The organism is Salinigranum rubrum (assembly GCF_002906575.1).
Taxonomy (GTDB): Archaea; Halobacteriota; Halobacteria; order Halobacteriales; family Haloferacaceae; genus Salinigranum; species Salinigranum rubrum.
Window position 1 is genome coordinate 850765 of record NZ_CP026309.1, and the last position, 26622, is coordinate 877386.

22 protein-coding genes and 1 pseudogene are annotated in these 26622 nt (G+C 67.3%); 10 read left to right on the forward strand and 13 right to left on the reverse strand.

Going from position 1 to position 26622, the window contains the following annotated elements:
• Nucleotides 1–191 precede the first annotated feature (191 nt).
• Nucleotides 192–1220 (forward strand): glutathione S-transferase family protein, encoded by a 1029-nt coding sequence (locus C2R22_RS04045; protein WP_103424619.1) that lies wholly within the window; start codon nucleotides 192–194, stop codon nucleotides 1218–1220.
• A 10-nt stretch (nucleotides 1221–1230) separates the two neighbouring features.
• Here the strand turns inward: C2R22_RS04045 and C2R22_RS04050 are convergent, their stop codons facing one another.
• Nucleotides 1231–1455 (reverse strand): hypothetical protein, encoded by a 225-nt coding sequence (locus C2R22_RS04050; RefSeq protein ID WP_103424620.1) that lies wholly within the window; start codon nucleotides 1453–1455, stop codon nucleotides 1231–1233.
• Nucleotides 1456–1568: 113 nt separating this feature from the next.
• Here C2R22_RS04050 and C2R22_RS04055 point away from each other — a divergent pair, with 113 nt between their 5' ends.
• A complete protein-coding gene (locus C2R22_RS04055; RefSeq protein WP_103424621.1) occupies nucleotides 1569–2723 on the forward strand; it encodes a pyridoxal phosphate-dependent aminotransferase in 1155 nt (384 codons plus the stop codon).
• Between the two features lie 19 nt (nucleotides 2724–2742).
• Here C2R22_RS04055 and C2R22_RS04060 read toward each other — a convergent pair whose 3' ends face one another.
• The gene (locus C2R22_RS04060) at nucleotides 2743–3471 is read right to left on the reverse strand and encodes an SDR family NAD(P)-dependent oxidoreductase (protein WP_103424622.1); all 729 of its coding nucleotides are present in this window, start codon (nucleotides 3469–3471) and stop codon (nucleotides 2743–2745) included.
• A gap of 168 nt (nucleotides 3472–3639) precedes the next feature.
• On the opposite strand from C2R22_RS04060, the gene C2R22_RS04065 reads away from it, so the two are divergent.
• Nucleotides 3640–4695, forward strand: coding sequence for a molybdopterin-dependent oxidoreductase (locus C2R22_RS04065; RefSeq protein WP_103424623.1), 1056 nt, complete (start codon nucleotides 3640–3642; stop codon nucleotides 4693–4695).
• 63 nt (nucleotides 4696–4758) lie between these two features.
• Here C2R22_RS04065 and C2R22_RS04070 read toward each other — a convergent pair whose 3' ends face one another.
• From C2R22_RS04070 to C2R22_RS04100, 7 genes are all read right to left on the reverse strand, one after another.
• A complete protein-coding gene (locus C2R22_RS04070) occupies nucleotides 4759–5559 on the reverse strand; it encodes a 4-phosphopantoate--beta-alanine ligase (RefSeq protein WP_103424624.1) in 801 nt (266 codons plus the stop codon).
• A 79-nt stretch (nucleotides 5560–5638) separates the two neighbouring features.
• On the reverse strand, nucleotides 5639–6475 hold the full coding sequence (locus C2R22_RS04075) for a pantoate kinase (protein ID WP_103424625.1): 837 nt from the start codon (nucleotides 6473–6475) through the stop codon (nucleotides 5639–5641).
• Nucleotides 6476–6780: 305 nt separating this feature from the next.
• Entirely contained in the window at nucleotides 6781–7371 is a 591-nt protein-coding gene (locus tag C2R22_RS04080) for a hypothetical protein (protein ID WP_103424626.1), read from the reverse strand.
• 216 nt (nucleotides 7372–7587) lie between these two features.
• Nucleotides 7588–8892, reverse strand: a complete 1305-nt coding sequence (gene aspS, locus C2R22_RS04085) for an aspartate--tRNA(Asn) ligase (RefSeq protein ID WP_103424627.1) — start codon at nucleotides 8890–8892, stop codon at nucleotides 7588–7590.
• Nucleotides 8893–9091: 199 nt separating this feature from the next.
• On the reverse strand, nucleotides 9092–9577 hold the full coding sequence (locus tag C2R22_RS04090) for a DUF7522 family protein (RefSeq protein ID WP_245902876.1): 486 nt from the start codon (nucleotides 9575–9577) through the stop codon (nucleotides 9092–9094).
• A 95-nt stretch (nucleotides 9578–9672) separates the two neighbouring features.
• Entirely contained in the window at nucleotides 9673–10383 is a 711-nt protein-coding gene (locus C2R22_RS04095) for a phosphoglycerol geranylgeranyltransferase (protein WP_103424628.1), read from the reverse strand.
• A 70-nt stretch (nucleotides 10384–10453) separates the two neighbouring features.
• The gene (locus C2R22_RS04100; RefSeq protein WP_103424629.1) at nucleotides 10454–13030 is read right to left on the reverse strand and encodes a DNA topoisomerase I; all 2577 of its coding nucleotides are present in this window, start codon (nucleotides 13028–13030) and stop codon (nucleotides 10454–10456) included.
• Between the two features lie 319 nt (nucleotides 13031–13349).
• On the opposite strand from C2R22_RS04100, the gene C2R22_RS04105 reads away from it, so the two are divergent.
• Together C2R22_RS04105 and C2R22_RS04110 are read left to right on the forward strand one after the other, a co-directional pair.
• Nucleotides 13350–14099 carry a minichromosome maintenance protein MCM gene (locus C2R22_RS04105; protein ID WP_103424630.1) on the forward strand — a complete coding sequence of 250 codons (750 nt, stop codon included), beginning with the start codon at nucleotides 13350–13352 and terminating at the stop codon, nucleotides 14097–14099.
• Between the two features lie 176 nt (nucleotides 14100–14275).
• The gene (locus tag C2R22_RS04110; protein WP_103424631.1) at nucleotides 14276–14455 is read left to right on the forward strand and encodes a hypothetical protein; all 180 of its coding nucleotides are present in this window, start codon (nucleotides 14276–14278) and stop codon (nucleotides 14453–14455) included.
• Nucleotides 14456–14574: 119 nt separating this feature from the next.
• On the opposite strand, the gene gatB is transcribed toward C2R22_RS04110, so the two are convergent.
• Entirely contained in the window at nucleotides 14575–16095 is a 1521-nt protein-coding gene (gene gatB, locus C2R22_RS04115) for an Asp-tRNA(Asn)/Glu-tRNA(Gln) amidotransferase subunit GatB (RefSeq protein ID WP_103424632.1), read from the reverse strand.
• Nucleotides 16096–16625: 530 nt separating this feature from the next.
• On the opposite strand from gatB, the gene C2R22_RS04120 reads away from it, so the two are divergent.
• From C2R22_RS04120 to C2R22_RS04130, 3 genes and pseudogenes are all read left to right on the forward strand, one after another.
• On the forward strand, nucleotides 16626–17042 hold the full coding sequence (locus C2R22_RS04120) for a DUF7518 family protein (protein ID WP_103424633.1): 417 nt from the start codon (nucleotides 16626–16628) through the stop codon (nucleotides 17040–17042).
• Nucleotides 17043–17069: 27 nt separating this feature from the next.
• Nucleotides 17070–20647, forward strand: a pseudogene (gene smc, locus C2R22_RS04125) (chromosome segregation protein SMC).
• The gene (locus C2R22_RS04130) at nucleotides 20640–21800 is read left to right on the forward strand and encodes a segregation and condensation protein A (RefSeq protein ID WP_103424634.1); all 1161 of its coding nucleotides are present in this window, start codon (nucleotides 20640–20642) and stop codon (nucleotides 21798–21800) included. The pseudogene smc and the gene C2R22_RS04130 overlap by 8 nt, the downstream one beginning before the upstream one ends.
• A 12-nt stretch (nucleotides 21801–21812) precedes the next feature.
• Here C2R22_RS04130 and C2R22_RS04135 read toward each other — a convergent pair whose 3' ends face one another.
• Together C2R22_RS04135 and mtnP are read right to left on the reverse strand one after the other, a co-directional pair.
• Nucleotides 21813–22178, reverse strand: a complete 366-nt coding sequence (locus C2R22_RS04135) for a hypothetical protein (protein WP_103424635.1) — start codon at nucleotides 22176–22178, stop codon at nucleotides 21813–21815.
• Nucleotides 22179–22266: 88 nt separating this feature from the next.
• Nucleotides 22267–23121 carry an S-methyl-5'-thioadenosine phosphorylase gene (gene mtnP / locus C2R22_RS04140; RefSeq protein ID WP_103424636.1) on the reverse strand — a complete coding sequence of 285 codons (855 nt, stop codon included), beginning with the start codon at nucleotides 23119–23121 and terminating at the stop codon, nucleotides 22267–22269.
• Nucleotides 23122–23279: 158 nt separating this feature from the next.
• Here mtnP and C2R22_RS04145 point away from each other — a divergent pair, with 158 nt between their 5' ends.
• Nucleotides 23280–24482, forward strand: a complete 1203-nt coding sequence (locus C2R22_RS04145) for a PQQ-dependent sugar dehydrogenase (protein ID WP_162562375.1) — start codon at nucleotides 23280–23282, stop codon at nucleotides 24480–24482.
• Between the two features lie 535 nt (nucleotides 24483–25017).
• Here the strand turns inward: C2R22_RS04145 and C2R22_RS04150 are convergent.
• Nucleotides 25018–25971, reverse strand: coding sequence for an AEC family transporter (locus C2R22_RS04150; RefSeq protein ID WP_103424638.1), 954 nt, complete (start codon nucleotides 25969–25971; stop codon nucleotides 25018–25020).
• 96 nt (nucleotides 25972–26067) lie between these two features.
• Between C2R22_RS04150 and C2R22_RS04155 the strand changes: the two genes are divergently transcribed.
• Entirely contained in the window at nucleotides 26068–26610 is a 543-nt protein-coding gene (locus tag C2R22_RS04155) for an archaellin/type IV pilin N-terminal domain-containing protein (protein WP_103424639.1), read from the forward strand.
• The last annotated feature ends 12 nt before the right edge of the window (nucleotides 26611–26622 follow it).

A 26622-nucleotide genomic window follows, 5' to 3' on the forward strand; every position in this document is an offset into this window, starting at 1 on the left:
ATATATCCCTGAGGTATATGACTGAATATTAACCGACGGCGTGTGTGATACTACCGCGTAGTATCTTCGAGTAGTGGGTGCGGTGAGAGAGGGGTGTCCGTTCGCTCTCACCGACCGGCGCAGTACCGAGCAACGCTTTTCGGCGACGAGCCCCTTCTCTCACTCATGCAGGCACGCCCTGCGGTGATTCGATGAACATGCTCGTCGACGGCGAGTGGCGGACGAACGCCTACGAGTCGACGAACGACGACGGCGAGTTCGACCGTCAGGAGACCTCGTTCCGTCGATGGGTCGGCGGCGAGGACGTCCGCGACGGTGCCGCTCCCGACCCGGACGCCGAGTTCCCCGCCGAGGCCGGCCGGTACCACCTGTACATCTGCCGGGCCTGCCCGTGGGCACACCGCGCGGCGATGACGCGGGCGCTGAAGGGACTCGAAGACGTCGTCTCGCTCTCGCTCGTGGAACCGGTTCGCATCGACGACGGCTGGGAGTTCTCCGAGGAGTACCCCGACCCGCTGTACGACGAGCCCTATCTGCGGGACATCTACACCCGCGCCGACGCCGACTTCACGGGACGGGTGACGGTCCCCGTGTTGTGGGACAAAGAGGCGGAGACCATCGTGAACAACGAGTCCCGCGAGATCATGCGGATGCTGAACGTCGCCTTCGACTCGCTGGCAGAGCGCGACGTCGACCTCTGGCCCGAGGGCCGGAGGGACGAGGTGGAAGAACTCCTCGACGACATCTACGAGCCCATCAACAACGGCGTCTACCGCGCGGGCTTCGCGGGGAGTCAGGAGGCGTACGACGAGGCCGTGAGCGACCTGTTCGACGCCCTCGACCGCTACGAGGAGCGCCTCGAAGAGAACCGGTATCTCGCCGGCGACGTCCTCACCGAGGCCGACATCGCCATGTTCGTCACCCTGGTCCGGTTCGACCACGTCTACCACACCCACTTCAAGTGCAACCGGCGGGCGATTCACGAGTATCCGAACCTCTGGAACTACACGAAGGAACTGTACCAGCTTCCGGGGGTAGCACAGACGGTGAACCTCCAGCACATCGTCGACCACTACTATCAGAGCCACGGCGACATCAACCCCGCTCGGCTCGTCCCGACCGGACCCGACATCGACTTCGCCGAACCGCACAACCGCGACCGGCTGGCGGGCGGTCCGCCGGACTCCCTCCTCGACACCGCGGCGACGGCGGACGACTGAGAGGACGAGGCTACTTGCCGGCACCCGCCTGGAGCGCGTCGTCCGACGCACTTCCGCCCATCGCCCCGAACCCGGTCGCAATCGCGGCGACCGCAAACACGGCGAACAGGACGGTCTCGAACGTGGCCGACAGAACGATAGAGAGGAGGGACGCGGACCCGGCCGCGACTCCGGGGTACACGACGGCGTCCCGGCCGACGACGACCGCCACTCGGCGCGCGTTCGGCTCGACCATGTGTGGCAACCCGGCCGCCGAGCCGAAAAACGTGTGGCGTCGACGCACGGTCCGGTCGCCCGCTCGGTGGCGACGACCCGGACGCTTAACTCCCCCATCCACCTCCCCTCGGTATGCCCACCCCGACCGCGAGAGTCCGCGACTGCTCACACTCTTCCATCCGGGTGATGTTCGACCTCGCCCAGTCCTCCGAGCAGGACCTCGTCCGCCTCGAAGTCGGCGAACCGGACTTCGACACGCCCGAACACGTCATCGACGCCGCGACGCGCGCCGCACGCGAGGGCCGGACCCACTACACCTCGAACGCGGGCCTCCCGGCGCTCCGGCGGGCCATCGCGTCGACGCTCGACCGCGACTTCGCCGTCGAGACGGCCCCCGAGGACGTCCTCGTCACCACCGGCGGGATGGAGGCGCTCCACCTCGCCGTCCTCTCGACCGTGGGACCCGGCGAGGAACTCGTCGTCCCCTCGCCGGGGTGGCCGAACTACTGGATGCAGGCCCGCCTCGCCGACGGCGTTCCCCGGGAAGTTCCGATGCCGGTCGAGACCGGATTCGACCTCGACGCGTCCCGGGTGATCGAAGCCATGGGGCCCGAGACGGCAGCCGTGATGCTCTGCCGTCCCTCGAACCCGACCGGCCGGGTCGCCTCTCCCGATGCGGTCCGGGCCGTCGTCGAGGCCGCCGCCGACCACGACGCCTACGTCGTCGCCGACGAGGTGTACCTCTCGCTCACCTACGACGGTGATTCGCGGGGCATCGCCGCCCTGGTCGACGACGCGAGCCACGTTCTTACGATTGGCTCCTGCTCGAAGAGCCACGCGATGACCGGGTGGCGCGTCGGTTGGCTGGCGGGGACGAGTTCGGTCGTCGACGAGGCGACCAAGGTGAGAGAATCGACGACCGCCTGCACCTCAAGCGTCGCCCAGCACGCCGCCCTCGCCGCCCTCACCGGCCCACAGGAGCCGTTTCAGGAGATGTACGACGCCTTCGCCGAGCGTCGGAACGCCGTGATATCCCGGGTCGAGGAGATAGACGGCCTCGACTGTCCCCACCCCGAAGGAGCCTTCTACGCCTTCCTCGACGTCGACCTCCCCGGAACGAGCCTCGAAGTCGCGAAGCACCTCCTCACCGAACACGGCGTCGTTCTCGCGCCCGGCGGCGGGTTCGGCGACGCCGGCGAGGGCCGCCTCCGACTGAGCTTCGCCAACAGCCTCGACCGACTCCACGAGGGGTTCGACCGCATCGAACGGGCGCTCGACGACGCCTGAATCCGGCTCGACGCCGACTTCAGCGCATCAGTTCGCCGCCGTTGACGTTCAGCGTCTCTCCCGTCACGAACGTCGCGTCGCGCAGGTACGCGACCGCGTCGGCGATCTCCGCGGGACGCCCGAATCGCCCGAGCGGAATCTCCGCGCGCTCCTCGCGCTTTTCGGCGGCGCTGCGGTCCGCGGTCATGTCCGTCTCGACGTGACCGGGTGCGACGGCGTTCACGCGGACGTTCGGCGCGAAGTCCCCCGCGTGGCTCTTCGTCAGCGACACCAGCGCACCCTTCGACGAGGCGTAGTGACACTCGACCGGCGCGCCGGTGTACGCCAGGATGGAGGAGACGTTCGTGACGGAGGGGTCGTCGTCCGAGTCTTCGAGACGTGACAGCGCCGCCTTCGTCACGTTGAACGCGCCGTTGACGTTCACGTCCATCACGTGGTCGAAGTCCGCCGGCGACAGGTCCTCGGTGTAGACGTGCTGGTCGATGCCGGCGTTGTTGACGACGTGGTCGAGACCGCCGAACGCCTCCTCCGTGGCCGTGACGAGTCGTGCCGCCGCGTCGGGGTCGCTCACGTCGGCGCCGACGACGGTCGCTTCCCGCCCCGCGTCCCTGATGCTCTCGGCGACGTCGGCCGCGGCGTCAGCGTTCGTGTGGAAGTTCACGGCGACGTCGTAGCCGTCGCGGGCGAAGCGAAGGGCGATAGCGCGGCCGATACCCCGGGAGGAACCGGTGACGAGTGCGGCTGGCATCGTCCCCCTCGACGGGAGCGTCCCACTTGGGCGTTCGTGCCAACACTGGCGCGCAGGCGTTCGTGTCACACACCGGCGCACAGTCGTTCGCGCCCCGACTGCGGTCGACCGTCGCTGACGCGCCCGCGAGGCCGACGCGTTCATCCCCGTCGACCCCTTTCCACCCGTATGGCCGGGCCGTCGCTCGCCGCGCTCGAACCCCGACCGCGCCTCGTCGACTGGTCCATCCTCGCGTGCGTCCTCGTCGAGACGCTGACGGGAGTGGTCTCGCTCGGTGCCGGCGCGACCGCGCAGTGGCCGCTCTTCTGGGTTCACCGCGTCGTCGGCCTCACGCTCCTCGTCCTGCTGTTCTTCAAGCTTCGAAGGGTACGGCCGCGGCTCCGACGCGACCGGTGGGACCGCGCGACTCCGCTCTCGATTCTCACCGCCGTCGTCGCGCTCGCGGCGCTCTCGACGGGGGCGGCGTGGGTGTTCGGCGTCGACGTCGACCTCGCGTTCTGGACGCTCCTCAACGTCCACATCGGCCTCGGTCTCCTCCTGGTTCCGCTCGTCGTGCTCCACCTTCGCGCCCGCTACCGTCCCGTCCGTCGCGTCGACTTCGAGGGCCGACGCACCGCGTTGCAGTACGGCGCACTCCTCCTCGGTGGGGCGCTCGTGGTCCGCGGCCAGGAACTGACGAACCGCGTCGTCGGGGGTGGGGAAACACGGCGGTTCACGGGCTCGAAACCGGTCGAAGGCGAGGGATTCCCGGTCACCTCGTGGGTCGCGGACGACCCCGCCCCCGTCGACATCGACGAGTGGCGACTCCGAGTCGACGGCCTCGTCGAGACGCCGCTTGACCTGTCGGACGAGACGCTCGACACGGCGGACGAACGGCGAGCGCTCCTCGACTGCACGAGCGGGTGGTACACCGTCGAGGACTGGCGCGGCGCCGCCCTCGGTACGCTGCTCGACGAGGCCGGCGTCGACGCGAGTGCTCGGTGGGTGACCGTCCACTCGGTGACGGGCTACCGCTGGAGTTTCCCCCTCGACGAGGCCCGCGGCTTCCTCCTCGCGACGCACGTGGGCGGGGACCGACTCTCACACGGTCACGGCTTCCCGCTCAGACTCGTCGCACCGGACCGACGGGGCTTCCAGTGGGTGAAGTGGGTCACACGAATCGAGGTGCGGAGACGGCGCGACGCCTCTCAGTACCTCGCGACGCTGGTCAGCGGCGTCACCTGACGCGCTTCCGAACGCTCGACGCTCCCCTGCCTCGCTCGGCTTCTCACCCCCGCTCGGGTCCCGCTACTTCCGCTCGCCGTTCGTCCGCGGATCGGACTCGGCATCCGATTCGAGCCTCCCGCCACGAATCGCGGACTCGGCCTCCGCGAGTGCCCCCGCGGTGTCGAACGTCTCGACGACGGCTTCCAGTTCCTCCCGCGGCCGCCCCGCGAGGTCCCGCGCGTGCGTCGTGATGTTCGGCAGGGCGCGGACGATGTTGTCGACGATGGGAACGGTGGCCGTCTGCGCCGACCGTGAGAGGGGGTTGAGGTCGACGACGATTTCGGTCTTGCCGACCGCGGCGAGTGCCTCGGCGCGGTCACCGTCTTCGAGCGGGACGAGGACGACGTCGGCGTCGCCGATGCCGTCGGCGTCGACGACCGCGCGCTTGTGGTCCAGTCCGGGAATCCGGGCGTCGCCGTTCAGGCCTTTCACCTCTCCCGCGCCGTGTTCCCGCAGATGGTCGACGATGGCTTGCATTCGCTCGTCGGTGCGGTTGAACAGGTTCACCTCGACGTCGGCGTCGACGACCGCCGCGAGTTCGACCACGTCCTCGGGAACGAGCGCGGCGACGTTCCCGTTCACCGAAATGACCGGATGGCGCGCGAGGAGGAGGTGCGCGGCGGCCGCCCGCGCGGCGTCGTCGGCGGTCGGGAGCGTCCGCTCGCCGAGCAGATAGTCGAACGCCTCGCCGCGTCCCTCGGCGATGAGGCCCTGCTTCGAGGTGATGCCCTTCTCGACGCCCTCCTCGATACGGTGTCGCGTCCGCAGCGACAGATACCGGGGGTGTGACTCCGGTAACTCCGATAGCTCCGCGTCGCTCATGGTGGTGTGAGGTCGCCGCGAGGGTAAAAATCGGCCGTCTTCGTTCCGCCCGTCCTCTGCCGCCGCGCCGCCGCCTCGTTCAGCGTTCGAGATGCGCCCCCGAGGGGTACGTCTCACACACCTGTGGGTCGTATCCCGCGTCCGACAGCCCGGTGTCGAGGGCGAACACCGACCGGCCGAGCATCGCCATCGCCGCCTCCCCGCCGGCATCACTGACAGCGTCGATCGCCGTCTCGACCTCGGGGACGAGCAGTCCCGCCTCGCGGGCGAACCGCCGAGAGAGTCGGAGCAGGTGTCGGAGGGTCGGTCGCTCGCGGAGTTCACCGAGCGCGCGCTCGCCCGCCCGGCTGAGCCGGGTCGTGTCGCCCTCGATGACCTCGGCGGTCGACAGTTCCCCGAAGGTGACGTACTCGACGCGCGAACTCGTCGGGACGCCGTCCAGCACGCCGTGACCCGGCGCGCCCGGTTCGACCCGGATGGGGACGCCACCGTGCGCCTGGGCGACGACGTCGCCGAGACCCGTGCCGGCGACCACCTCGGCGACGTGCGCCAGTTCGACGAGGTCGTTCTCCGATCGCTCGCCGTCGAACACCGTGTTGCTCGCGTAGGCGGCTCCGAGCGCGGCCGCGCCGGAGACGCCGAAGCCCGACCCGACGGGGAGTTCGCTCTCGATAGTGACGCGCGCCGTCGCGTCGAACGCGTCGAGGACGTGCTCGACCGGTTCCATCTCGACGCGTTCCCCGCCGAGAGCGACGTGCGTCGTCTCCGACGGGACGACCCGCACGCGGACGCCGTCCGAGAGCGTCAGACCGCCGCCACGCGACCCAGTCGTCGCCGGGTTGCCCGTTCGGTGGGCGCTGAAGAACCCGGTGACGTGGCCCGGCACGAACGCGGTCGCCGTCGACTGGTCGGTCATCTACTGTCTCTTACCCCACGAGTGCCGTATAACGCTTCAGATTTCCGCCTCGCCGTGCGCCCCGTCCTCACCCCCCGCCATCCGGCGCACCGCTGACTCTCGGAACTGATGCCCGGGCCGATACGTTAAGATACTCGTCTTGCGTCCGGTCAGTCGCCGCCACACCACGAGGATGGGACGGCGACTCGGTATCAACCACCGACACCCCTACCCGCGTTTTTCCGCACCGCTGTCTTCGACCCTATCCGAGCGACGCGTTCGAACAGTGCCTCTCCCCACGCGAGTGACCAAGCGTCCGTGCCGCGTCAGCGAGCGTCCTCGGCCAGTCTCACGTTTCCGTCGGGATGCTGGTCGGCGTCCTCGGCGAGGACGCCCTCCACTCGGAGTTGTTCGACCTCGCCTCTCACCGCCTCCCGGTCGAGGCCGCCGACGACGGCTGCGACGTCGATGAGGAAGCTCTGCGGGACGCCGTCGCCCGCCTTCTGTTCCCCGGCCCCCCCGCGCTGGAGCCCCGCGTCGCTGTCGGCGATGGCCGTCGTCAGCACCTCGACGTACCGCCGGACGTCGCGCTCGCCGGCGAGTTCGTCGTACCACGACTGTGGGAAGAGGCTCACCCTCCCCTCGCCCGTCGCGTACAGCGCGTCCTCTCCGACCCACGTGGTGTCGTCGACGAGGCGGTCGTCGACGGCCGGCCGGATGCTGTCGGGGTCGACCGGGTGCCCTCCCTCGGCGAGCCGCTCCGCGTACGCGACGAGGCGGTCGACGCGGACGCCGTCCCGACCGTCGTCGTCGTAGCGGGCGACGAGTTCGATGAGGTCGTCTATCAGGAGTGTCTCACCGCGCTGGCCTGCCTCTTCGAGGACGTGCGTCGAGAGCTCTCGCTCCTGTTCGCTCATTGTGTCGGGGGGTTAGACTCGATGGGTAAAGGCTCCGTGGCTGGCACTCGCCGGGTAACGACATCGCCGGACGGGTGCGTTCGTTGGCGGTTCGACGAGACTCGCTCCGCTCGTCGGTCAGCGACGTCGCCTTACGGCGACAGTCGCTGCCGGTCTCGCGGAAACAGCGTGGAATCGGAGATTCCACGGGCTCCCACGTTCTGACCGCGGTTTCGCCTACGGGCTCAACCGCTGTCTATCACGTGGGAACAACACGCCCTCGCGGATGTTCGGCAGGCCGAGCATCGTCATGACGAGGCGCTCACAGCCGAGACCCCAGCCGGCGTGCGGGGGCATGCCGTACTTGAACATCTTCGTGTAGTACTCGAACGCCTCGGGGTCCAGACCCTGCTGTTCGAAGCCTTCCACCAGGTGGTCGTAGCGGTGTTCACGCTGGCCGCCCGAGACGAGTTCCATCCGCGGGTGCATCATGTCGAACCCCGTCGACAGCTGCTCGTCGTCGTCGTGGTCCTTGATGTAGAACGGCTTGATCTCGGCGGGCCAGTCGGTGATGAAGTAGTGAGAACCGACGTCTTCTCCCAGTGCCTTCTCGCCCTCGGTCGGCAGGTCGTCGCCCCACACCAACTGCTCGTCGAGTTCGCCCGTCGCGTTGATGCGCTCGATGGCTTCCTCGTAGGTGAGCCGAGGGAACTCTTCGGGAGGGACCTCGAACTCGTCGGTGAGGTCGAGCGCCTCTAACTCCTTCTGGCAGTTCTCGGCGACGCCCTCGTAGGCGGCTCTCACCACTTCCTCACAGGCGTCCATCGCCTCGGTGTGGTCGGCGAACGCCGACTCGAAGTCGATGGAGGTCGCCTCGTTGAGATGTCGGGGCGTGTTGTGCTCCTCGGCGCGGAAGATGGGTCCGATCTCGAACACCCGCTCCAGCCCGGAGCCGACCATCAGCTGCTTGAACAACTGCGGCGACTGGTTCATGAACGCCTCGCGGCCGAAGTACGTGATGGGGAAGAGTTCGGTCCCGCCTTCGGTACCGGTGGCGACGATTTTCGGGGTGTTGATCTCGGTGCAGCCAAGCGAGCGGAACGCCTCGCGCACGGAGCGAAGGATTTCGGCGCGGATCTCGAAGATGGCCTTCACTTCCTCCTTTCGGAGGTCGAGCGTCCGGTTGTCGAGTCTGGTAGAGAGTTCGGCGTCGACCTTCCCGGAGGGGTCGAGCGGTAGCTGCGGGTCGGCCTCGGCGAGCACCTCCACGGAGGCGGGGGTGACTTCGACGCCCGTCGGCGCGCGCGGTTCCTCCTCGACGTCGCCGGTGACGACGATGACGCTCTCGCGGTGGACGCCCAGCCCCGTCTCGACGAGGTCGTCGTCCATCTCCTCCTTCTCGAACTTGACCTGAATCTTCCCAGTGGTGTCTCGAAGGATGAGGAACGCGATTCCACCGAGGTCCCTGATCTCGTGGACCCAGCCGGCGACCGTGACCGTGTCGCCGGGTTCGGCGTCGGCCGTGTAGGTTCGGTCCTGCATGTTCCCTGATTCCGGTGGCCCGGTCTTAAACGCCGTCATTCCGTTCCGTATCGCTTCCGTGCGCTGGGCCTTCGGAGCGCTCCGCCTCTCCCCGATGGAGACGACGAACCCTCCTCCGGACGTCGCCTTCCGTCGCTGCCGCGACGGCCTCGCTCACGTCACCCGAGCGCGACACCGCCCACGTCCGGTCGTCGCCGACTCACCCGTACGCCGTCGCGAGCAGTCCACGGAGGGCGACGGCGACCTCCTCGACCCGGTCGACGTCGAGGTCCTCCGCCGTGAGGAGGAGTCCGTGGTCGCCGACGATGACCCGACAGACGAAGCCGTCGGTGAAGACGCGGACGGTGAACTCGTAGTCGCCGAGCGCCGGGTCGCTTCCGGCCCCCGCGGCGTGGGGCTCGTACCGTTCGTCCGAGGAGAAGCCGACGCGCTCGCGCTCGACGAGGCTCGCTTTTACCTCCAGCGCGCGGCGGCGGTCGTCGCCGTAGAGGTCCTTTCGAAGGTACAGCAGTTCCGAGTCGTCGCGCGTGAAGTGGATGACGCTCCGCAGCGCGTCGCCGACGGCGGTTCGACAGATGGAGACGGTTTCCGCCTCCGTCGGCGTGTGGACCGAGTGGGTGACATCGACGGGGAGCGGTGGCTGGGCGGTCGGTCCGGGCGTGGACGGTGCGGCACGTCGACTCATACCCCTCTCTTAGCGCGAGGAGAGATAAATATTGCCTATATTTTACCACTTCGGTATTTTACACCTGAAAATGGAACAGAACGGTAACAGGGCGGTCAGTCCGCGTGTGCGTCCTTCACGCCCTCGACGGTCTCGCGCACGGCGTCGCAGCCCTCGTCGTGGAGCAGGTCGCCGACGACGATGGTGTCGGCGTTCTTTCCCATCTCGTACGCCGAGTCGTAGTCGTGGATACCGCCGCCGTAAAACAGCGTGGCGTCGTCGAGCGCGTCCCGCGCGGCGGCGACCTTCTCGGTGTCGCCGAACGTCCCCGAGTACTCGATGTAGACGATCTCCTGGCCGAACATCCGCTCCGCCACCCGCGCGTAGGAGGCGACGTCCTCCGCGGACTGGTCGCAGTCGGCGTTGGTGTACTCCGCGACCGCCGACTCGGGGTTGAGGACGATGTACGCCTCGGTGTGGGTCCGTTTCCAGTCGAGGCCGTCCGCGATGCGGACCCACTCCTTGTGCGCGCCCGTCACCCAGAAGACGTCGCCCGCGTTGAAGACGGTCGGGATGAGGTAGCCGTCGAGCGCGTCGGAGTCGATGACGACGCCCGGGTTCGACGGTTCCTGGTAGAGCGGGACGCCGTACTCGGCGCAGGCGTCGATCACCGCGCTCATGTTGTGTTTGGTCATCCCGGTCGTTCCGCCGATTTCGATGGCGTCCGTCCCCGTCTGGCAGACGTCCGCGAACGTCTCGTCGCCGACGAGGTCCTTGTCGGGGTCCACCTTCAGGATGTGGTCCCACGATTCCCACGGCCCGGTCATTGATGCCCTGTCGATGGGGGACGACTAAAAAGAGCGCGGATTGCGTGAGTCGGCCCGAGCGAGCGATGCGTCAGTCCGCCTTCGCCTGCCACTGCCGGACTCTCTCGGCGCCGACGCCGTCGACTCTCGCCGCTATCTCGTCGGGGTCGGCGTTCTTCAGCGACTCCACGTCGGTTATCTCGGCCATCTTCAACTTCTCGGCCGTCTTCTCGCCGATTCCCTCGATGGTCTCCAGTTCGGAGCCGTTCTGCCGCGCCTGGTACTCCCGGTAGTTGCAGATGGGACAGCCGAGTTCCCACGGTTCCCGGTCGGAGTCGGGGTAGACGATGTGGAGTTCGGGGAGGTCGTGTTCCTCACAGCGGTCGTCGGTCACCTCGACGTCGCCTCTCCGGGGTAGCGGCAGCGAGTACTCGCAGTCGGGGTACCGCGTACAGCCGACGAGCCGCGAACCGTTGCGGAGGCGCTTGATGGCCAGTTCGCCTCCGTGTTCTCCGTCGACGGTTTCACCGTCTCCGTCTCCGTCCCGCGGCGTCTCCGACGCCGCGCTCTCCCCACACTCGGGACACGCCCCGATGACGAGGTCCTCCTCCTCCTCGGCGGCGTCGGCCTTGCACTGCGGACAGCCGTGGACGAACGTCTTCCGCCCGGCGAGCATCTTCACCTCGCGGAGGCCGTGTTCCTCGCACGTCTCCTCTAAGATGAGCGGTCGCCCCGTCGAGGGAAGCGGGAGGGTGTACGTGCAGTCGGGGTAGCCGTTGCAGCCGACGAAGTACGAGCCGTGTCGCGATTTTCGGACCAGGAGGTCGTCGCCGCACTCGGGGCAGGGACCGAGCGTCTTGTCGGCCTTCATCGACTTCTGGAGGTGGTCGCCCAGCGCCTCGCGGTTCTCCATCAGTCCCTCGAAGACGTGTCTGAGGTACTCGCGGGACTCCTCGGTCACGTCGTCGAGCGTCGCCTTCCCCTCGGCGATGGCGGCCATGTCCTGTTCGAGTTGGGCGGTCATCTCCTCCGACACGATGAGGTCGGCGAACTCCTCGCTCGCCTCGACGACAGCCCGTGCCAGCCGCGTGGGTCGCGGCGGGTCGCTCTCGATGTAGCCGCGGTCGTACAGCTTTTGGATGACGTCGTGACGGGTCGCCTTGGTCCCGATACCCATCTGCTCCATCGTCTCGATGAGCCGCGACTGGCCGTATCTCCTCGGCGGCTGGGTCTGTTTCTCCTCCAGCCTGAGGTTCGACACCGCCAGTTCCTCCCCCTCTTCGACGTCCGGGACGATGTTCTCCGAGGAGTTGTAGTACGGGTAGACGGCGTGGTAGCCCGGTTCGAGGAGTCGCTTCCCGTTGGCCTTCAGCGACTCGCCGCCGACCTCGGCGACGACCCGGAGGTGTTCCCAGGTCGCCGGCGGCGCCACCGTCGCGAAGAAGCGCCGCACGACGAGTTCGTACACCTCCCACTCGTCGTCGGAGAGCGCCGACGGCGAGGGGAGTTCGCCGGTGGGGTGGATGGGCGGGTGGTCCGTCGTCTCCTCGTCGCCTGCGGTCGGTTCGATCTCCTCTTGGTCGAGCAGCGACTCCGCGTCGTCGGCGAACGTCGAACCGGAGAAGGCCTCCAGCAACTCGCGCGGGTCGAGGTCCTCGGGGTAGACCGTGTTGTCCGTCCGCGGGTAGGTGATGTACCCGGCGGTGTAGAGGTCCTCGGCGATGCTCATCGCGCGCTGAGCGGAGTAGCCGATGCTCCCCGCGGCGCGAATGAACTGCGTGGTGTTGAACGGCGCCGGGGGCGTGTCCGTCCGGGTCCGTCGCCTGACGTCCGTGACGGTGGCCGACTGTGCGGACGCGAGCGCCATGTGCGCCGTCTCCGCCTGGGTCTGGTCCCAGACCCGCTCGGCTTCGGTGCCGTCGTCGTCGATGTAGAAGTACTGCGCCTCGAACTTCTCTTCTGCCTCGTCCGCTCCGCCCGCGGTCGTGAGGTCGGCGTACAGTTCCCAGTAGTCCTCGGGGTCGAACGCGTCGATTTCGCGCTCGCGGTCGACGATGAGCTTCAGCGTCGGACCCTGCACCCGGCCGACGGAGATGAAGTCCTCGCCCAGTTGACGCGCCGACAGCGAGAGGAAGCGCGTCAGCGCCGCCCCCCACATGAGGTCGACGATCTGTCTCGCCTCGCCCGCGGCGGCGAGGTCGAAGTCGAGGCTGTCGGGGTTCGCGAACGCCTCCGTCACCTCCCGGTCGGTGATGGAGGAGAAGCGGACCCGGCTCACGGGAACGTCCTCGTTCACCTCGCGGACGAGTTCGTACGCCTCCTTGCCGATGAGTTCGCCCTCGCGGTCGTAGTCGGTCGCGATCACGACACTCCCCGCCTTCCGTGCGAGTCGTCTGAGCGCGCGGACGATGTTCTCCTGCGTGGGCCGCTTCTCGACGCTCGCGTCGATGAGTTCGACGGGTTCGACGTCGCGCCAGTCCGAGTACTCCGCCGGGAAGTCGACGCCGACGACGTGGCCCGACAGACCGACGACGCGCTTGCCTCCCCAGGTGTAGACGTTCACGCCGTTCATCCGTTCGGTCTCGGCGGTGCCGCCGCTCAGGATGTCCGCGATCCGTCGCGCGGCGTTGTCCTTTTCAGTGACGATCAACTCCGGGCCGCTGGTCATTGACCTCCGCTATGCGCAGCGAGTGGGTAAAGGTTTCGTGGAAGAAAACCGCACGACTGCAACGGGTCAAGGCGTGCGTGCGCGACGCGGACGAGCGCGAACTTCGGAACGCAGTGGTCGCGGTGCGGTTGTCTCTGGCGACCGTGATGGGGCTATTTCGACCCGTCGTGGGGGTCGTCCCTCGTTCGTCGGGAGCCTCCGCCTGCCTCCACCCGGGACCTCCGACCGTCGCCGTCGCGCTCGTCCCGTCGTTCTCCCCTTCGTGACAATCGTCTTCTCTCTAGGTGAGTGTTTTGCTAACACGTGACGTAGCTCCCCTATGCAGTCCGAAGCCGACCTGCGTGCGGCCTGGGAGCGCTACTGGGACGCCTACGACGCGGACGAGCGACAGGCGCGGCGCGTGCGGGCCGTCGCGACCGACTACCCGGTAAAGCGCGGTCTCGTGGTCTCGTATCCGGACCTGCTCGACGCCGGCGCGAGCGAGCGCGAACTCCGGACGCGACCCGACCGGACGCTCGGGATGGGCGTCGAGACGTTCGCCTCGCACGTCCGCGGCCTCGACCTCGACGACGTCTGGGAGCGGTCGTTCGACGTGCTCATCCTCCACGTCGACGACCTCCCCGGCGGGTTCAAGCCGTTCGACTCGAACCTCATGGCGCACCTGAACGAACTCGTCCAGCTAGAGGTGACGTTCGACGCCGCCCCCGAGCGCATCTCCGATCTGATGGAGGCGGCGTTCGTCTGCACGTCCGGGCACGTCACGCGACTCCACCAACCGGGTCGCCGCCGGCGGGACATCGGCCACTGTCCGACGTGTGGCGACCCCGTCTACCTCGAAGAGCGTGAGAGCCTCTTCGCCGAGATTCGGCGGGTCTCGGTGAGCGGCGACGGGTTCGACGGCCTCACCGGTATTCTGGGCGGCCGCCGGTGGAAGGGCGTCTCCATCGAGGAGGACGATACGGCGACCGTGAACGCCGTCCCGCGGGCGGACTTCCGCGAGGACTCCACGCACGGGTCGGCGTACCTCGACCTCTTGCACGTCGAGGTCGAGGCCGACCTGCCGTTCTGAGCCCCGGCGCGTCCGCGGCACCTGCCGCGTCTCGACCTCGGCGTGTTCTCGTCTTGGACGACCCGCCCGTCTCGGACGACGTCTGGCGGACGCTCCCGGCGGCCGACCGAGGGGTCGAGTTGCCTGGCCGTCGCCGCTGCGGAAGGACTATTGTCAATGGAGGATGACTTATGCGCATGGCTCACGCACCAGAGCAAGTCGAACAGTACGTCTGTCTGAACTGTCAGGTGACGTACGCCGGGTCGGTCACGAGCGAGGACGGCCAACGCCACTTCCACCCGCCCGACGACTGCCCCGTCTGTGGCGACCCGGAGTTCGTCGAACTCGACGCGTACGTCCACCGGGCGCTCGACTAGTCCACGCCACGGGTGCGTTGCACACGTTCGGCTGACGGCGGCTGAGCCACCCCGCCGGTCACTCGATCGGACGGTTCCCGACAGCGAGGCGGTACCGGTGGGCAGCGACAGGCGACCGCTCAGGAGTCGAGTCGCTCGCGGAGGGCTTGGTTGACGGTCCCGGGGTCGGCGCTCCCCTTCGACTTCTGCATCACCTGTCCGACGAGGAAGTTGAGCGCGCCGTCCTCGCCGTTGTCGTAGTCCGCCACCGCGTCGGGGTTCTCCTCGATGGCCTCCTCGACGAACGTCTCGATGGTGTCGTCGTCCGTCTTGCCGAGTCCCTCCTCCTCGACGATTTCGTCCGGCGTCTTCCCCTCGTCGAGCATCGTTCGCAACACGGTCTCGCGGGCGTTCTTCGCCGTGATCTCCTCCTCGGCGACGAGTTCGACCAGCCGTTCGACCTCGTCGAGTCGCCCCTCGATGTCGGTGATCCGCATGTCGCGGTAGTTCAGTTCACCGAGAAGGGTGTCCGCGACCCACGTCGCCGCGAGGTCCGGGTCGAACGCGTGGGCCAGATCCTCGTAGAAGTCCGCCACCTCCTTGGTCGAGGTGAGCTTCGAGGCGGATTCGGCGTCGAGACCGTACTCCGACTGGAAGCGGTCGCGGCGGGCGTCCGGCAGTTCGGGGATGGCGATTTCGTCGCGCCAGTGTGCCACCCGGAGCGCGGGCAGGTCGGCCTCGCGGAAGTAGCGGTAGTCCTTCTCCTCCTCCTTGGAGCGCATCGACACCGTGATCCCTCTCGATTCGTCCCAGTGGCGCGTCTCCTGTTCGACGCTCCGACCGCGCTTGATGGCGTTCTTCTGTCTGGTGACCTCGTACGCGAGCGCCTTCTCGGCTCCCTTGTGCGAGGAGATGTTCTTCACCTCGGTCCGGTTGGCCGATTCGAGCGTCTCCGTCGGGATGGAGCCGTCCTCCTCCACCTCCTCGGCGGCCACCATCGAGATGTTCGCGTCCACCCGCAGGGAGCCATCTCGGCTCGCGTCGAACACGCCCAGGTATTCGAGGACTTCCTCCAGTTTGGCGAGGAACGCCCGCGTCTCCTGTGGCGAGCGGAAGTCGGGTCGGGTGACGATCTCCATCAGCGGCGTTCCCGCCCGGTTGTAGTCGACGAGCGTGTAGTCCGCGCGGTCGACGCTCACCGTCCGGTTCTCGATGGGCCGGGTTCCCTCTCTCACGTGCCGGAGGCTCCCGGGGTCCTCTTCGAGGTGGGCGCGCTCGATACCGATCTCTCTCGCGTTCCCCTCGACCGACACCTCCAGGTGGCCGTCCGCGCAGATGGGCGCGTCGTACTGGGTGATCTGGAAGTTCTTCGGCAGGTCGGGGTAGTAGTAGTTCTTCCGGTGGAACGTGGTCTCCGCGACGACGTCGGCCGAGAGCGCCTTGCCGACCTTCACGGCCGACTCGACGGCGGCCTCGTTCAGCACGGGCAACGCGCCCGGCAGGCCGAGACAGACCGGGCAGGTCCGCGTGTTCGGTTCTTCGCCCTCCACAGACTCGGTCGAACAGCCGCAGAAGACCTTCGTGTCGGTCTCGAGCTGGACGTGGACCTCGAGCCCGATGACGCACGCGAGTTCGCGCCCTTCGAGCGCCTGAGCAGTCATTGAACGCGGTTCGACGCCGGCGGGCTAAAGACTAACGGGACGGTCGAATCGCGGTCAGCGGTGTTCGACTGCGGAGACGGGTCAGAGGAACGGATCTAGGTCGCGGATACGGACGGCACTGCGGAGAGTGTTCGATTACGGGTACGGGCCGCGGTGAGGGGGTGCTCGACCGCGGGCACGGACAGCAGGAACACCGCACGGTCGCCAGGGCGGTGACGCCACACCCACCGAAGCGGCGGAGCCGCTTCGAGCCATTCGTTCGCTCGTTGCACTCGCTTACGAAGACTCCCCAGCCGATTCGCTCACTCACTCCGTCCGTTCGCTCATCCCTCGCGCGTGTCGCGCGGTCGTCGCGTTCACATCTACGCAGTCGTCGTTCTCGCCCGCCTCGTGGTCGTCGCGTTCTCACCCGCACGGTCGTCGATTTCCTCGGTACCGACATCAGAACTGATAGCCGTAGCGGCTGTGGGCCCCGTTGTCATCCGTCCGTCTGACGCACCTTTATGCAAACGCCACGAGGGCTAGTGAGCATGAGTAATCGCGTGGAGGAACTCGAACGGAAGGCGTCGGAACTCCAGGCAGCGGTCAACGGTCTCACCGAAGAACTCGTCGAGACGAAGGAGCGACTCCGGCAACTCGAGGACGCGGTGGAAGTCGACGACCCGGCGGTGCGGGCGAAGCCGCGGAGCGAACCGGAGACGGAGACGGACGCGGCGGACGACGGGGCCGACACCGAGACAGATTCCGACGCGGACGCCGACGCCGAACCGGCGGCCGAGGAGGACGAACCCGAACAGCGCTTCGTCGACGCCGACGAACACGAGAAGACGCTCGAAGACACCGTCGGACCGGAGGGGAACAACAGCGGCGAAGAGGCTAAGACCGAGGACGATAAGGAGGAGGAAACGGAGTCCGAGCAGGACGGAAGCGACATCATCGTCGCGTAAGCTCGCGACTCCACTCGCGAGCACCCCATGCACATCAAAGAGCTCGTCTTAGACGATTTCAAGAGTTTCGGCCGGAAGACCCGCATCCCCTTTTACGAGGACTTTACGGTAGTGACGGGCCCGAACGGATCGGGCAAGTCGAACATCATCGACGGCGTCCTGTTCGCGCTCGGCCTGGCTCGAACGCGGGGCATCCGCGCCGAGAAGCTCACCGACCTCATCTACAACCCCGGCCACGACGGGGACAGCGACGTCTCGGGCCCCCGTGAGGCGTCCGTCACGGTCGTCCTCGCCAACGACGACGGCACGCTCTCGCGCTCGCAGGTCGCCTCCGCCGCCGGGACGGACGACGTCGGCGACGTCGACGAGATAACTGTCAAGCGCCGCGTCAAGCGGACCGAGGAGAACTACTACTCGTACTACTACCTCAACGGGCGCTCGGTGAACCTTTCGGACATTCGGGACCTCCTCGCGCAGGCGGGCATCACGCCCGAGGGCTACAACGTCGTCATGCAGGGCGACGTCACCGAAATCATCAACACCACGCCGTATCGCCGGAGAGAGATCGTCGACGAGATCGCCGGCGTCGCCGAGTTCGACGCGAAGAAGGCCGACGCTTTCGAAGAGTTAGAGGCGGTCAAAGAGCGGGTCGAGGAGGTCGACCTCCGCATCGAGGAGAAGGAAGACCGACTCGAACAGCTAGAGGACGAGCGCGAGACGGCTCTCCAGTACCAGGACCTCCGCGAGGAGAAAGAGGAGTACGAGGGGTATCTGAAGGCGGCCGAGTTGGAGGAGAAACGCTCCGACCTCGCGTCTACAGAGAAGAAGGTCGAGGCGACCGAGCAGGAACTCGCCGACGTTCAGGCCACGCTCGACGAGCGGCAGGGAGCGGTCTCCCGACTCGAATCCGAACTGGAGGAGCTCACCCGCGAAATCGAGCGGAAGGGCGAGGACGAGCAGCTGAGAATCAAGTCCGAGATGGAGGAGATCAAAGGCGAGATCCGCTCGCTGGAGAACGACATCGAGGCCGCAGAAGAGCGCAAGGAGGGCGCAGAGAACGAGCGCCGGAAGGCGTTCGTCGAACTCGACCGCAAGAACGAGCGCATCTCGGACCTCGAAAGCGAGATCAGACAGACGAAAGTCGAGAAGGCGTCGGTCAAATCCGAGACCCAGTCGACCGAGGCCGACCTCGCCGAGGTCGAAGCGGAGATCGAGAGCGTCGACACGGCGTTCGACGAACTGAAGTCCGACCTCCAGGAGAAGAAAGAGCGCCGGGAGTCGCTCAAATCCGAGCGGAACGACCTCCAGCGCGAGAAGGACCGCCTCCTCGACGACGCCCGCCGCCGCTCGAACGAACTCTCCGAGGCGCGCGACGAACTCTCCGAGGCGAAAGAGGCCATCCCGAGAAGAAGAGGCGCATCTCGGAACTGCACTCCGAACTGGACAAGGCGGAGAAGAACAAGGCGAAGATCGACGACGTCATCGACGACCTCCGCGAGAAGAAGCAAGAACTGAAAGAGCAGCTCTCGGAGGTCGAGAGCGACCTCAGAGGCAAGCAGAACGAGTACGCCGAACTCGAAGCCCGCGCGGGCAGAGACGGCGACGACTCCTATCCACGGTCCGTCACGACCATACTCAACGCGAGCATCTCGGGCGTCCACGGCACCGTCGGCCAACTCGGTGCCGTCTCCGGCGAGTACGCCACCGCGTGTGAGACGGCCGCCGGCGGTCGGCTGGCCCACGTCGTCGTCGACGACGACGGCGTCGGCTCCTCGTGTATCGACTACCTCAAATCCAGGAACGCCGGCCGTGCGACCTTCCTGCCCATCTCGAAGATGGACGACCGGAGCCTCCCCCGAAAGCCCTCTCACGCGGGCGTCGTCGACTTCGCACGGAACCTCGTCGACTTCGACGCCCGGTACGACCCGGTGTTCTCCTACGTCCTCGGCGCGACGCTCGTCGTCGAGGACATGCAGACGGCACGGGACCTGATGGGCCAGTACCGGATGGTGACGCTCGACGGCGACCTCGTCGAGAAATCGGGCGCGATGACCGGCGGTTCCGGCTCAGGCTCCCGCTACTCCTTCTCGAAGTCGGGCAAAGGAAAGCTCGAACGGCTCGCCGAGGAGATATCGGAACTCGAAGAGACGCGGCGCTCCTTCTCCGAAGAGATCGACGACGTCGAGAGCCGTCTCGACGACGCTCGCGGGCGGGCCTCGAACGCGCGTGACCAGGTCCGGTCCGTCGAGACGGACGTCGAGCACGCCGAAGAGGAGCTACAGGAGGCCGAAGCCCGCGTCGAGACGCTCGAGGAGCGAATCGAGGAGTTAGAGGGAAAACGCGAGTCCGTCTCCGACGAGATGTCGGCGCTCGACGCGGACATCGAGACCAAAGAGGACGATATCGAGTCGGTCGAGGCCGACATCGAGGGACTGGAGCAGGAACTCGCCGACTCGAAGATCCCGGAACTCTCGGCGAAGGCGGACGACCTCCGCGCCGAGATCGACGAGCACGAGGAGCGGATGGACGACCTCGACGCCCGGCTGAACGAACTCTCCCTGGAGAAGGAGTACGCCGAGGAGGCCATCGAGGACCTCGAAGAGACCATCGAGTCGGCCCAGAACCGGAAGGCCGACGCGACGGAGACCATCGCCGAGAAGGAAGACGAGATCGAGACACAGGAGGAACGTCTCGAAGCGAAGCGCGAGGCAGTCGCCGACCTCGAAGACGAACTGGCCGAGCTGAAAGAAGAGCGGCGAGAGCTCCAGTCGGAGGTCCAAGAGGCCCGGGCGAAGCGCGACGCGCAGAGAGACCGGGTGAACAAGGTCGAGTCGAAGCTCGAATCGCTCGAATCGTCGGTCGACCGCCTCGAGTGGGAGATCGACGAACTCTCGACCGAAGTGGGCGACTACGACCCCGACGAGGTGCCTGACCACGACACCGTCGAGTCAGAAATCGAGCGACTCGAAGGGGAGATGGAGGCGCTCGAACCGGTGAACATGCTGGCCATCGACGAGTACGACCGCGTCTCCGAGGACCTCGACGAGATGTGCGAGAAGCGCGACGTGCTCGTCGAGGAACGCGACGGGATCCGAGAACGCATCGAGCGGTACGAGTCGCTGAAGAAGGAGACGTTCATGGAGGCGTTCGACGCCATCAGCGAGCACTTCACCGACATCTTCGAGCGGCTCTCGAACGGGACCGGCGCGCTCGAACTCGAGAACCCGGAGGACCCCTTCGAGGCCGGACTGACGATGAAGGCCCAGCCGGGGGACAAGCCCATCCAACGACTGGACGCGATGTCCGGCGGGGAGAAGTCGCTCACGGCGCTCGCGTTCATCTTCGCCATCCAGCGGTACAACCCCGCGCCCTTCTACGCGCTCGACGAGATCGACGCCTTCCTCGACGCCGCGAACGCCGAGCGCGTCGGCGAGATGGTCGACGACCTCGCGGGCGACGCGCAGTTCGTCGTCGTCTCCCACCGGTCGGCGCTGCTGGAACGTTCCGAGCGGGCTATCGGCGTCACCATGCAGGGCAACAACGTCTCGGCAGTGACGGGCATCCGTCTCGGCGGTGACGCCGAGGAGGTGCCCGCGGATGACTGACGAATCGGCCGAACCCGAGTCCGAGTCCGGGTCCGGGGCCGACCGACGCGAAGAAGAGGCCGCGGAGGCGACCGACGCGGACGTGCCTGCGGGGGGTGGTGCTGGTGGGGACAGCCGGAACGGAAACGGGAACGGGAACGGGTTCTATCGTGACGGCACCCCGGACGACGTCGCCGACTTCTCGCTCGACCTGACCACGCCACGAGAGGGGTCGAACGGGGAGTCGGAGCCGGCCCCCGCGCCGTTCGGGAACGGCTCCGAGTCGACGAACGGCGAGTCGGCGCCGACGGATAGCACCGAGTCGACGAACGGTGAGCCGGACTCGACGGACGGGGCGTCGAAGCTCCTGACCGACGCGACGGACGTCTCCGACTCGGACGACGACGGCGAGGTCGAACCGGTCGAACTCCTGGTCCAACTCGCCGAAGAGGGTGAGATAGACCCCTGGGACATCGACATCGTGGCCGTGACCGACGCGTTCCTCGAACGGTTAGACGAGAGCGACCTCCGGACGTCGGGTCGGGCGCTCTTCTACGCGAGCGTCCTCCTGCGGATGAAGAGCGACGAGATACTCGCACCCGACGACCCCGAACCGGAGGAGTCGTGGGCCGCCGAGATGAGCGGGGGGGAGTTCGACTACGACCCCATCGACGCGCTGGAGTCCGAGATAGACCGCAGGCTCGACCGCAAACACGCCCGGGGGTCGCCCGAGACGCTCGACGAACTCGTCCGTGACCTCCGCGAGGCCGAACACGGCTCGTGGTGGAAAGAGGGGCGGACGTACGACACGAGCGGCTCTCCTCAGGGATACAACCGGGGGACACAGACGCTCGACTACCACGCCGCGGACGACTTCCGCGACGAGGGCGAACCCGGCGAGGCGGACGTCACCGGGACCACCCACATGGAGGACATCGAGTCGACCATCGCCGACGTGGAGCGGGCGCTCCGGACCCACTACGACAAGGGGCGCGACGAGGTGCTGTTCGCGGAAATCCGCGACGTCGGCGGCCGGCGGGTCCAGACGTTCCTCGCGCTGCTCTTTCTCGCACACCGCGGCGTCGTCCACCTCCAGCAGGACGAACTGTTCGGCGACCTCTGGGTGCAGAACCCGGCCGTCGTCGCCGTCGGCGACGAGGCGGTCGCCGACTGAGCCTGCGACACCCTACGCGTCGTCCGTCTCGTCCTCTTTATCGGCCGCTGCCTGGCCGTCCTCCCCGTTTGCCGCCTCGCTCTCGCCTCCCCCGCCCGTCGTTCCGCTTTCGCTCCCCTCGGTCATCCCCTCGATTGCCTCGAGCAACGGGACGATGTCGTCGAACGCCGGCCCGCGGACGACGGTTCCCCCCCGTCTGTTCCAGTCGACGAGTCCGGCCGATTCGAGCTTCGGGAGGTGGATGTGATAGAGCCGCGCGTGTGCGGCCGGGTCGCCAGGGTCGACCGTCACCGGTCCCTCGCTACCGAGCAGTGCCTGAAGGAGTTGCCGTCGCTGTTCGTTCCCGAGCAGTTGGAGATAGTCGTCGAGAGTTCCCATCTAAGGACATTCCTTCTCTCCTTTATAGTATACATCAATATTAAACAATTACTCCATTACCACACCTTAACGACTGGTTGACACTCGATCAGAGGTAGTCGCCGACGAGGGGTGCGAGTCGGTCCTTCGTGGACTCCGGAATCGCGTGACTGGGCGTGTTTATGGTCCCCTCGAGCGCCGTGTGACAGCTGCACGCGTGGTCGTCGGGAAGCGTCTCGATGGCGCGTTCGACCGTCCGTTTGATGGCGTCTTCGTTCGCCTGTGCGTTCTCCAGCACCTCTTCGAGGGTCACCTGCGACCCCTCCTTCCAGACGTCGTAGTCGGTCACTCCCGTCACGGTGGCGTAGGCGATTTCCGCCTCGCGGGCGAGTTTCGCCTCCGGGATGGTCGTCATGCCGACGACGTCCCACCCCTGTGCGCGGTAGAACTCGCTCTCGGCCACGGTGGAGAACTGCGGCCCCTCGATACAGACGTACGTGCCGCCCTCGACGACGTCGGTTCCCGCGGCCTCGCGGGCCGCCTCCGCGAGGTGTGCGGAGAGTTCCCGGCAGTACGGCTCGGCAAAGGGCTGGTGGACGACGATACCCTCGTCGAAGAACGTCAGGGGGCGGCGTTTCGTCCGGTCGTACGTCTGGTCCGGGACGACGAGCGTCTGCGGCGGGAGTTCTTCTCGAAGGCTCCCGACCGCGTTCGACGCGATGACGTGCGTCACGCCGAGTTCCTTCAGCGCGTAGATGTTCGCCCGGTAGGGGAGTGTCGTCGGTGAGTACTGGTGGTCCCGGCCGTGCCGAGGCACGAACGCGACTTCGCGGCCGGTGTCGGCGAACTCGCCGACGACGATGGGGGCCGAGGGGTCCCCGAACGGCGTCGTCACCGTCTCCTCGCGGGTGTCGTCCAGGGGGAGCGCCTCGTAGATTCCGCTGCCGCCGATGAAGCCGAGCATACCGCGAGTGCGTCGAGCGCCTACTAAACCGTGGTGGCTGGAGCGGTCTGCCCATCCCTGGATAGCATCCTCCTACCACAGCAAACGGTCGGCGTACCGTCCGTTGTGCCGCGATTACGCCCTGTGTAACCATGTTCAGCCGCTCCTACTGTTCGTCAATGAACCGCCGTGAGTTCCTCGCTGTGGCGTCTCTCTCTGCACTCGCCGGCTGTGCGACCAGTTCGGCCCCGGGGTCGACCGCGGACACGGGCGACACGACGACGTTCTCGCCCCCCTCGGCTACGGACGAGACGGCTGCGTCCCCCGCCGTCTCCGGTCTCTCCGTCCCCGACGGGTTCCGCGTGTCGACGTTCGCCGACGACGGCTCGCTCGGCGGCGGCGAGTTCCGGCCCGGACCCGAACCCGGTCCCCGTCTGCTCGCCGCCCACGAGGGCGCGGTCTACGTCACGGTCCCCTCTCAGGGCCGGGTCGTCGCCTTCTCGACCGACGACGAGACGGCAACCGAGGTCACGACGGTCGTCGCCGACCTCGACAGGCCCCACGGCATCGACTTTCTCGACGGTCAGCTCTACCTCGCTACCGCGGACCAACTCCTTCGATACGACCTCGACGGCGTCGCGGTCGCCTCCGACTCGATGCAGGTGCTCGCCGACGACATCCCCGCCGGCAAGTACCACTGGACGCGCAGTCTCGCCCTCTCCGACGGCCACCTCTACCTCTCGGCGGGGAACTGTCTCTCCGGCGACTGCACGGCGGGGAACGAGGACTACCTCACCGCTATCACGCGGTTCGACCTCGACGGGTCGAACCCGACGACGTACGCGACGGGCCTGCGGAACGCCGTCGGCATCGCGTGGCACGACGGCCGCCTCTTCGCCACCGACAACGGCACAGACGACCTCGGCCCCGACCTCCCACCGGACGAGATCAACGTCGTCGCCGAGGGCGGCGACTACGGCTTCCCCCACTACTACGGGGCGAACGTCCCGGTGAACGAGTCGGTGTCGGCCGACGCCCCCACCGACGCACTCGCGCCCGCCGTCGAACTCCCGCCCCACTGTGCCCCGCTCGGGTTCGACTTCGCCACCGGTTCCGCGTTCCCCGAGGCGTACCGCGGCGACATGTTCGTCGCCCTCCACGGGTCGTGGGGGCGCGAGGACCCGACCGGGTTCGAGGTCGTTCGCGTGCCGTACGAGGAGGGGACGCTCGGCTCGCCCGAGCCGTTCCTCTTCGGGTTCCTCCCCGACGGGAAAGGGATGGACGAGGCGACCGGCCGCCCGGTCGACGTGCTGGCGCTCGACGGGACGCTGTACGTGAGCGACGACCTGGGGGGACGGGTGTATCGCGTCGACGTCGTGTAGTTCGTTTCGTGTCGTCCGCTGAGTGACTCTGTGGTCGGTTCCGGATTCGGTCGAGTGAATCCGTGGCCCGGTCGTCGATGTGGTCCGGTTGTCGATGTGGTCCGGTTGTCGGTGTGGTCCGGTTGTCGAGTGAGTGAGCGGAGAGACAGCGACCGCGCGACACACGGGCGCGGTGAAGCCACAGGCCTCCCCAGCCGATTCGGCCACTCGCTCACTTCGTTCGCTCGTGGCCTCATCCCTCGCGCGTGAGGTGCGCGGACGAAACCGCGCACCGTCACGCGCCACCGCATCCGGCTAGTGCGGTTGGATCGGCGCGTGAGAGCGAGCGACCGACGGGAGCGAGTGAACGCGCGAGGGGACGCGAGCGCCTCCGTGTGCGAGCATCCGGTTGGGGGGGGCACGAGGCTGCGGTCCACTGTGTCCGTGCCCCGCGCGGCGTCCTTCTTCGCCGTGGTGCCCCCGACGACGGAGTCCGCGTTGTACCCACCGGTACGTCTCTCTCCCGTCTCTCACGCGCTCCATCAGCGACGCCACTTCAAAACAACAGCCCGGCGTCCAAGAGCGCGATGAGTCCCGTGAGCACGGGAATCGACACCAGCGTCGTCACGAGCACGACCGTCGAGACGAACGACTCGACGGGGACGCCTCCGACCTCCCCCTCGCCGAACTCGACGAGGAGGATGAGCGGCGTGATGGCGGCGGGCATCGCGCTCTCGAGGACGACCACCCGCCCCACCGTCGGGTCCGAGAAGCCGATGGCGAGCGCGACGCCGGCGGCGACCAGCGGGGCGACGCCCATCTTGAGTACCGTGGCGGTCCCGACCTGTCGGAGGGTCGCGCCGTAGTTCGTCTCCGCGAGTTGGAGCCCGAGGATGAGCAGCATGATCGGGATGGCCGAGTCGCCGACGAGCCCGAGCGTCTCCATCGCCGTCGACTCCGCCGGCGGAACGAGATTCAGCGAACGGGCGGCGAGCGCGGCGAGGACGGCGTAGATGAGCGGGACGGTGAACACCCGCTTTACCCCCGCCAGCGCGCCCTCGCTGCTTCCGCGGGAGGCGATGTAGATGCCGACGGTGTACACCAACACGGACTGGGTCGTGAGGTAGAGGACGGCTGTCGCCCGCCCCGTCTCGCCGAACGCGAACTCGGAGACGGGGATGCCGAAGTTGCCCGAGTTCGGGAAGGCGCTCACGAGGACGATGGCGCTCACCCCCGTCGTGGCCCCGTCGACGAGTCGTCCGACCCCCTCCGCGATGAGGATCATCACCACGTGGTAGGCGACGACGGCGAGGGCGACGCTGGCGAGCGTCCCGGCCGCCAGTTCCGTCGTCGCGAGGCTGTGGAAGACGAGCGCCGGCGCGAGGACGTACACCGTCACCGTGTTCAGCGGCCCCGGGTCGATATCCCGGGTCCGCCCGAGGACGAACCCGACGACCGCGATAGCGAAGATAGGGAGGATGGCCGTCGCGAAGATAGAGAGAAGCGACATACGGAGGGGAGGCCCGTGGGTCGTAACAAATCCGTCGGTTCGAACCGTCGACTCCGCACCGGAACTACTATCACTTAGAAAAACAGTCATAAAATAATGAGTATACTCGGGAGATGGCTCCGGTGGCGGGGGGCGGACCGCGGCACGACGTCCGTCGTCGGGTCGTTGATGACCGTAGTAATCGTGTTCGTGGTGGCCGGGTCGGTCGGCCTCGCGGGGCTGACTCTCGGGGAGGAAGTCACGACGAGCGTCTCCGACCCCGCGCCCATCCCCCACATCGACGTCGAACCGACGCTCGACGGCGCCGACAACCACGGCGTGGCGTATCTCCGTCTCGTCCACGAGGTGGGCGACCGGGTCGACGGCCAGTCGATACTGATCCGCGACAGCGACGGCAACACGGTGACCTGGTCGGACATCTACGAGGGCGACCGGTACATGCGCGGCGGCGAGAGCATCCACCTGGACGGCTACGGCCCCTCGGACGGCCATCTGAACTGCCTCGCGGAGGGTGAGACGTACATCCTCGTCTGGCAGGCGTCGAACGGCGACAGTTTCGTCATCGACCGGATCACGCTCGATCAGTCCCCGCCGGCGTCCTCGCTGGACGAGTGTCGGGACGGCTGGCCGCCGGGGTGATCAGACCGACCG

Bases quoted from the DNA above. Each gene is read 5' to 3' on its own strand.
- C2R22_RS04045 (WP_103424619.1), top strand. From the start codon at position 192: ATGAACATGCTCGTCGACGGCGAGTGGCGGACGAACGCCTACGAGTCG.
- C2R22_RS04050 (WP_103424620.1), bottom strand. From the start codon at position 1,455: ATGGTCGAGCCGAACGCGCGCCGAGTGGCGGTCGTCGTCGGCCGGGAC.
- C2R22_RS04055 (WP_103424621.1), top strand. From the start codon at position 1,569: ATGCCCACCCCGACCGCGAGAGTCCGCGACTGCTCACACTCTTCCATC.
- C2R22_RS04060 (WP_103424622.1), bottom strand. From the start codon at position 3,471: ATGCCAGCCGCACTCGTCACCGGTTCCTCCCGGGGTATCGGCCGCGCT.
- C2R22_RS04065 (WP_103424623.1), top strand. From the start codon at position 3,640: ATGGCCGGGCCGTCGCTCGCCGCGCTCGAACCCCGACCGCGCCTCGTC.
- C2R22_RS04070 (WP_103424624.1), bottom strand. From the start codon at position 5,559: ATGAGCGACGCGGAGCTATCGGAGTTACCGGAGTCACACCCCCGGTAT.
- C2R22_RS04075 (WP_103424625.1), bottom strand. From the start codon at position 6,475: ATGACCGACCAGTCGACGGCGACCGCGTTCGTGCCGGGCCACGTCACC.
- C2R22_RS04080 (WP_103424626.1), bottom strand. From the start codon at position 7,371: ATGAGCGAACAGGAGCGAGAGCTCTCGACGCACGTCCTCGAAGAGGCA.
- aspS (WP_103424627.1), bottom strand. From the start codon at position 8,892: ATGCAGGACCGAACCTACACGGCCGACGCCGAACCCGGCGACACGGTC.
- C2R22_RS04090 (WP_245902876.1), bottom strand. From the start codon at position 9,577: ATGAGTCGACGTGCCGCACCGTCCACGCCCGGACCGACCGCCCAGCCA.
- C2R22_RS04095 (WP_103424628.1), bottom strand. From the start codon at position 10,383: ATGACCGGGCCGTGGGAATCGTGGGACCACATCCTGAAGGTGGACCCC.
- C2R22_RS04100 (WP_103424629.1), bottom strand. From the start codon at position 13,030: ATGACCAGCGGCCCGGAGTTGATCGTCACTGAAAAGGACAACGCCGCG.
- C2R22_RS04105 (WP_103424630.1), top strand. From the start codon at position 13,350: ATGCAGTCCGAAGCCGACCTGCGTGCGGCCTGGGAGCGCTACTGGGAC.
- C2R22_RS04110 (WP_103424631.1), top strand. From the start codon at position 14,276: ATGGCTCACGCACCAGAGCAAGTCGAACAGTACGTCTGTCTGAACTGT.
- gatB (WP_103424632.1), bottom strand. From the start codon at position 16,095: ATGACTGCTCAGGCGCTCGAAGGGCGCGAACTCGCGTGCGTCATCGGG.
- C2R22_RS04120 (WP_103424633.1), top strand. From the start codon at position 16,626: ATGAGTAATCGCGTGGAGGAACTCGAACGGAAGGCGTCGGAACTCCAG.
- C2R22_RS04130 (WP_103424634.1), top strand. From the start codon at position 20,640: ATGACTGACGAATCGGCCGAACCCGAGTCCGAGTCCGGGTCCGGGGCC.
- C2R22_RS04135 (WP_103424635.1), bottom strand. From the start codon at position 22,178: ATGGGAACTCTCGACGACTATCTCCAACTGCTCGGGAACGAACAGCGA.
- mtnP (WP_103424636.1), bottom strand. From the start codon at position 23,121: ATGCTCGGCTTCATCGGCGGCAGCGGAATCTACGAGGCGCTCCCCCTG.
- C2R22_RS04145 (WP_162562375.1), top strand. From the start codon at position 23,280: ATGAACCGCCGTGAGTTCCTCGCTGTGGCGTCTCTCTCTGCACTCGCC.
- C2R22_RS04150 (WP_103424638.1), bottom strand. From the start codon at position 25,971: ATGTCGCTTCTCTCTATCTTCGCGACGGCCATCCTCCCTATCTTCGCT.
- C2R22_RS04155 (WP_103424639.1), top strand. From the start codon at position 26,068: ATGAGTATACTCGGGAGATGGCTCCGGTGGCGGGGGGCGGACCGCGGC.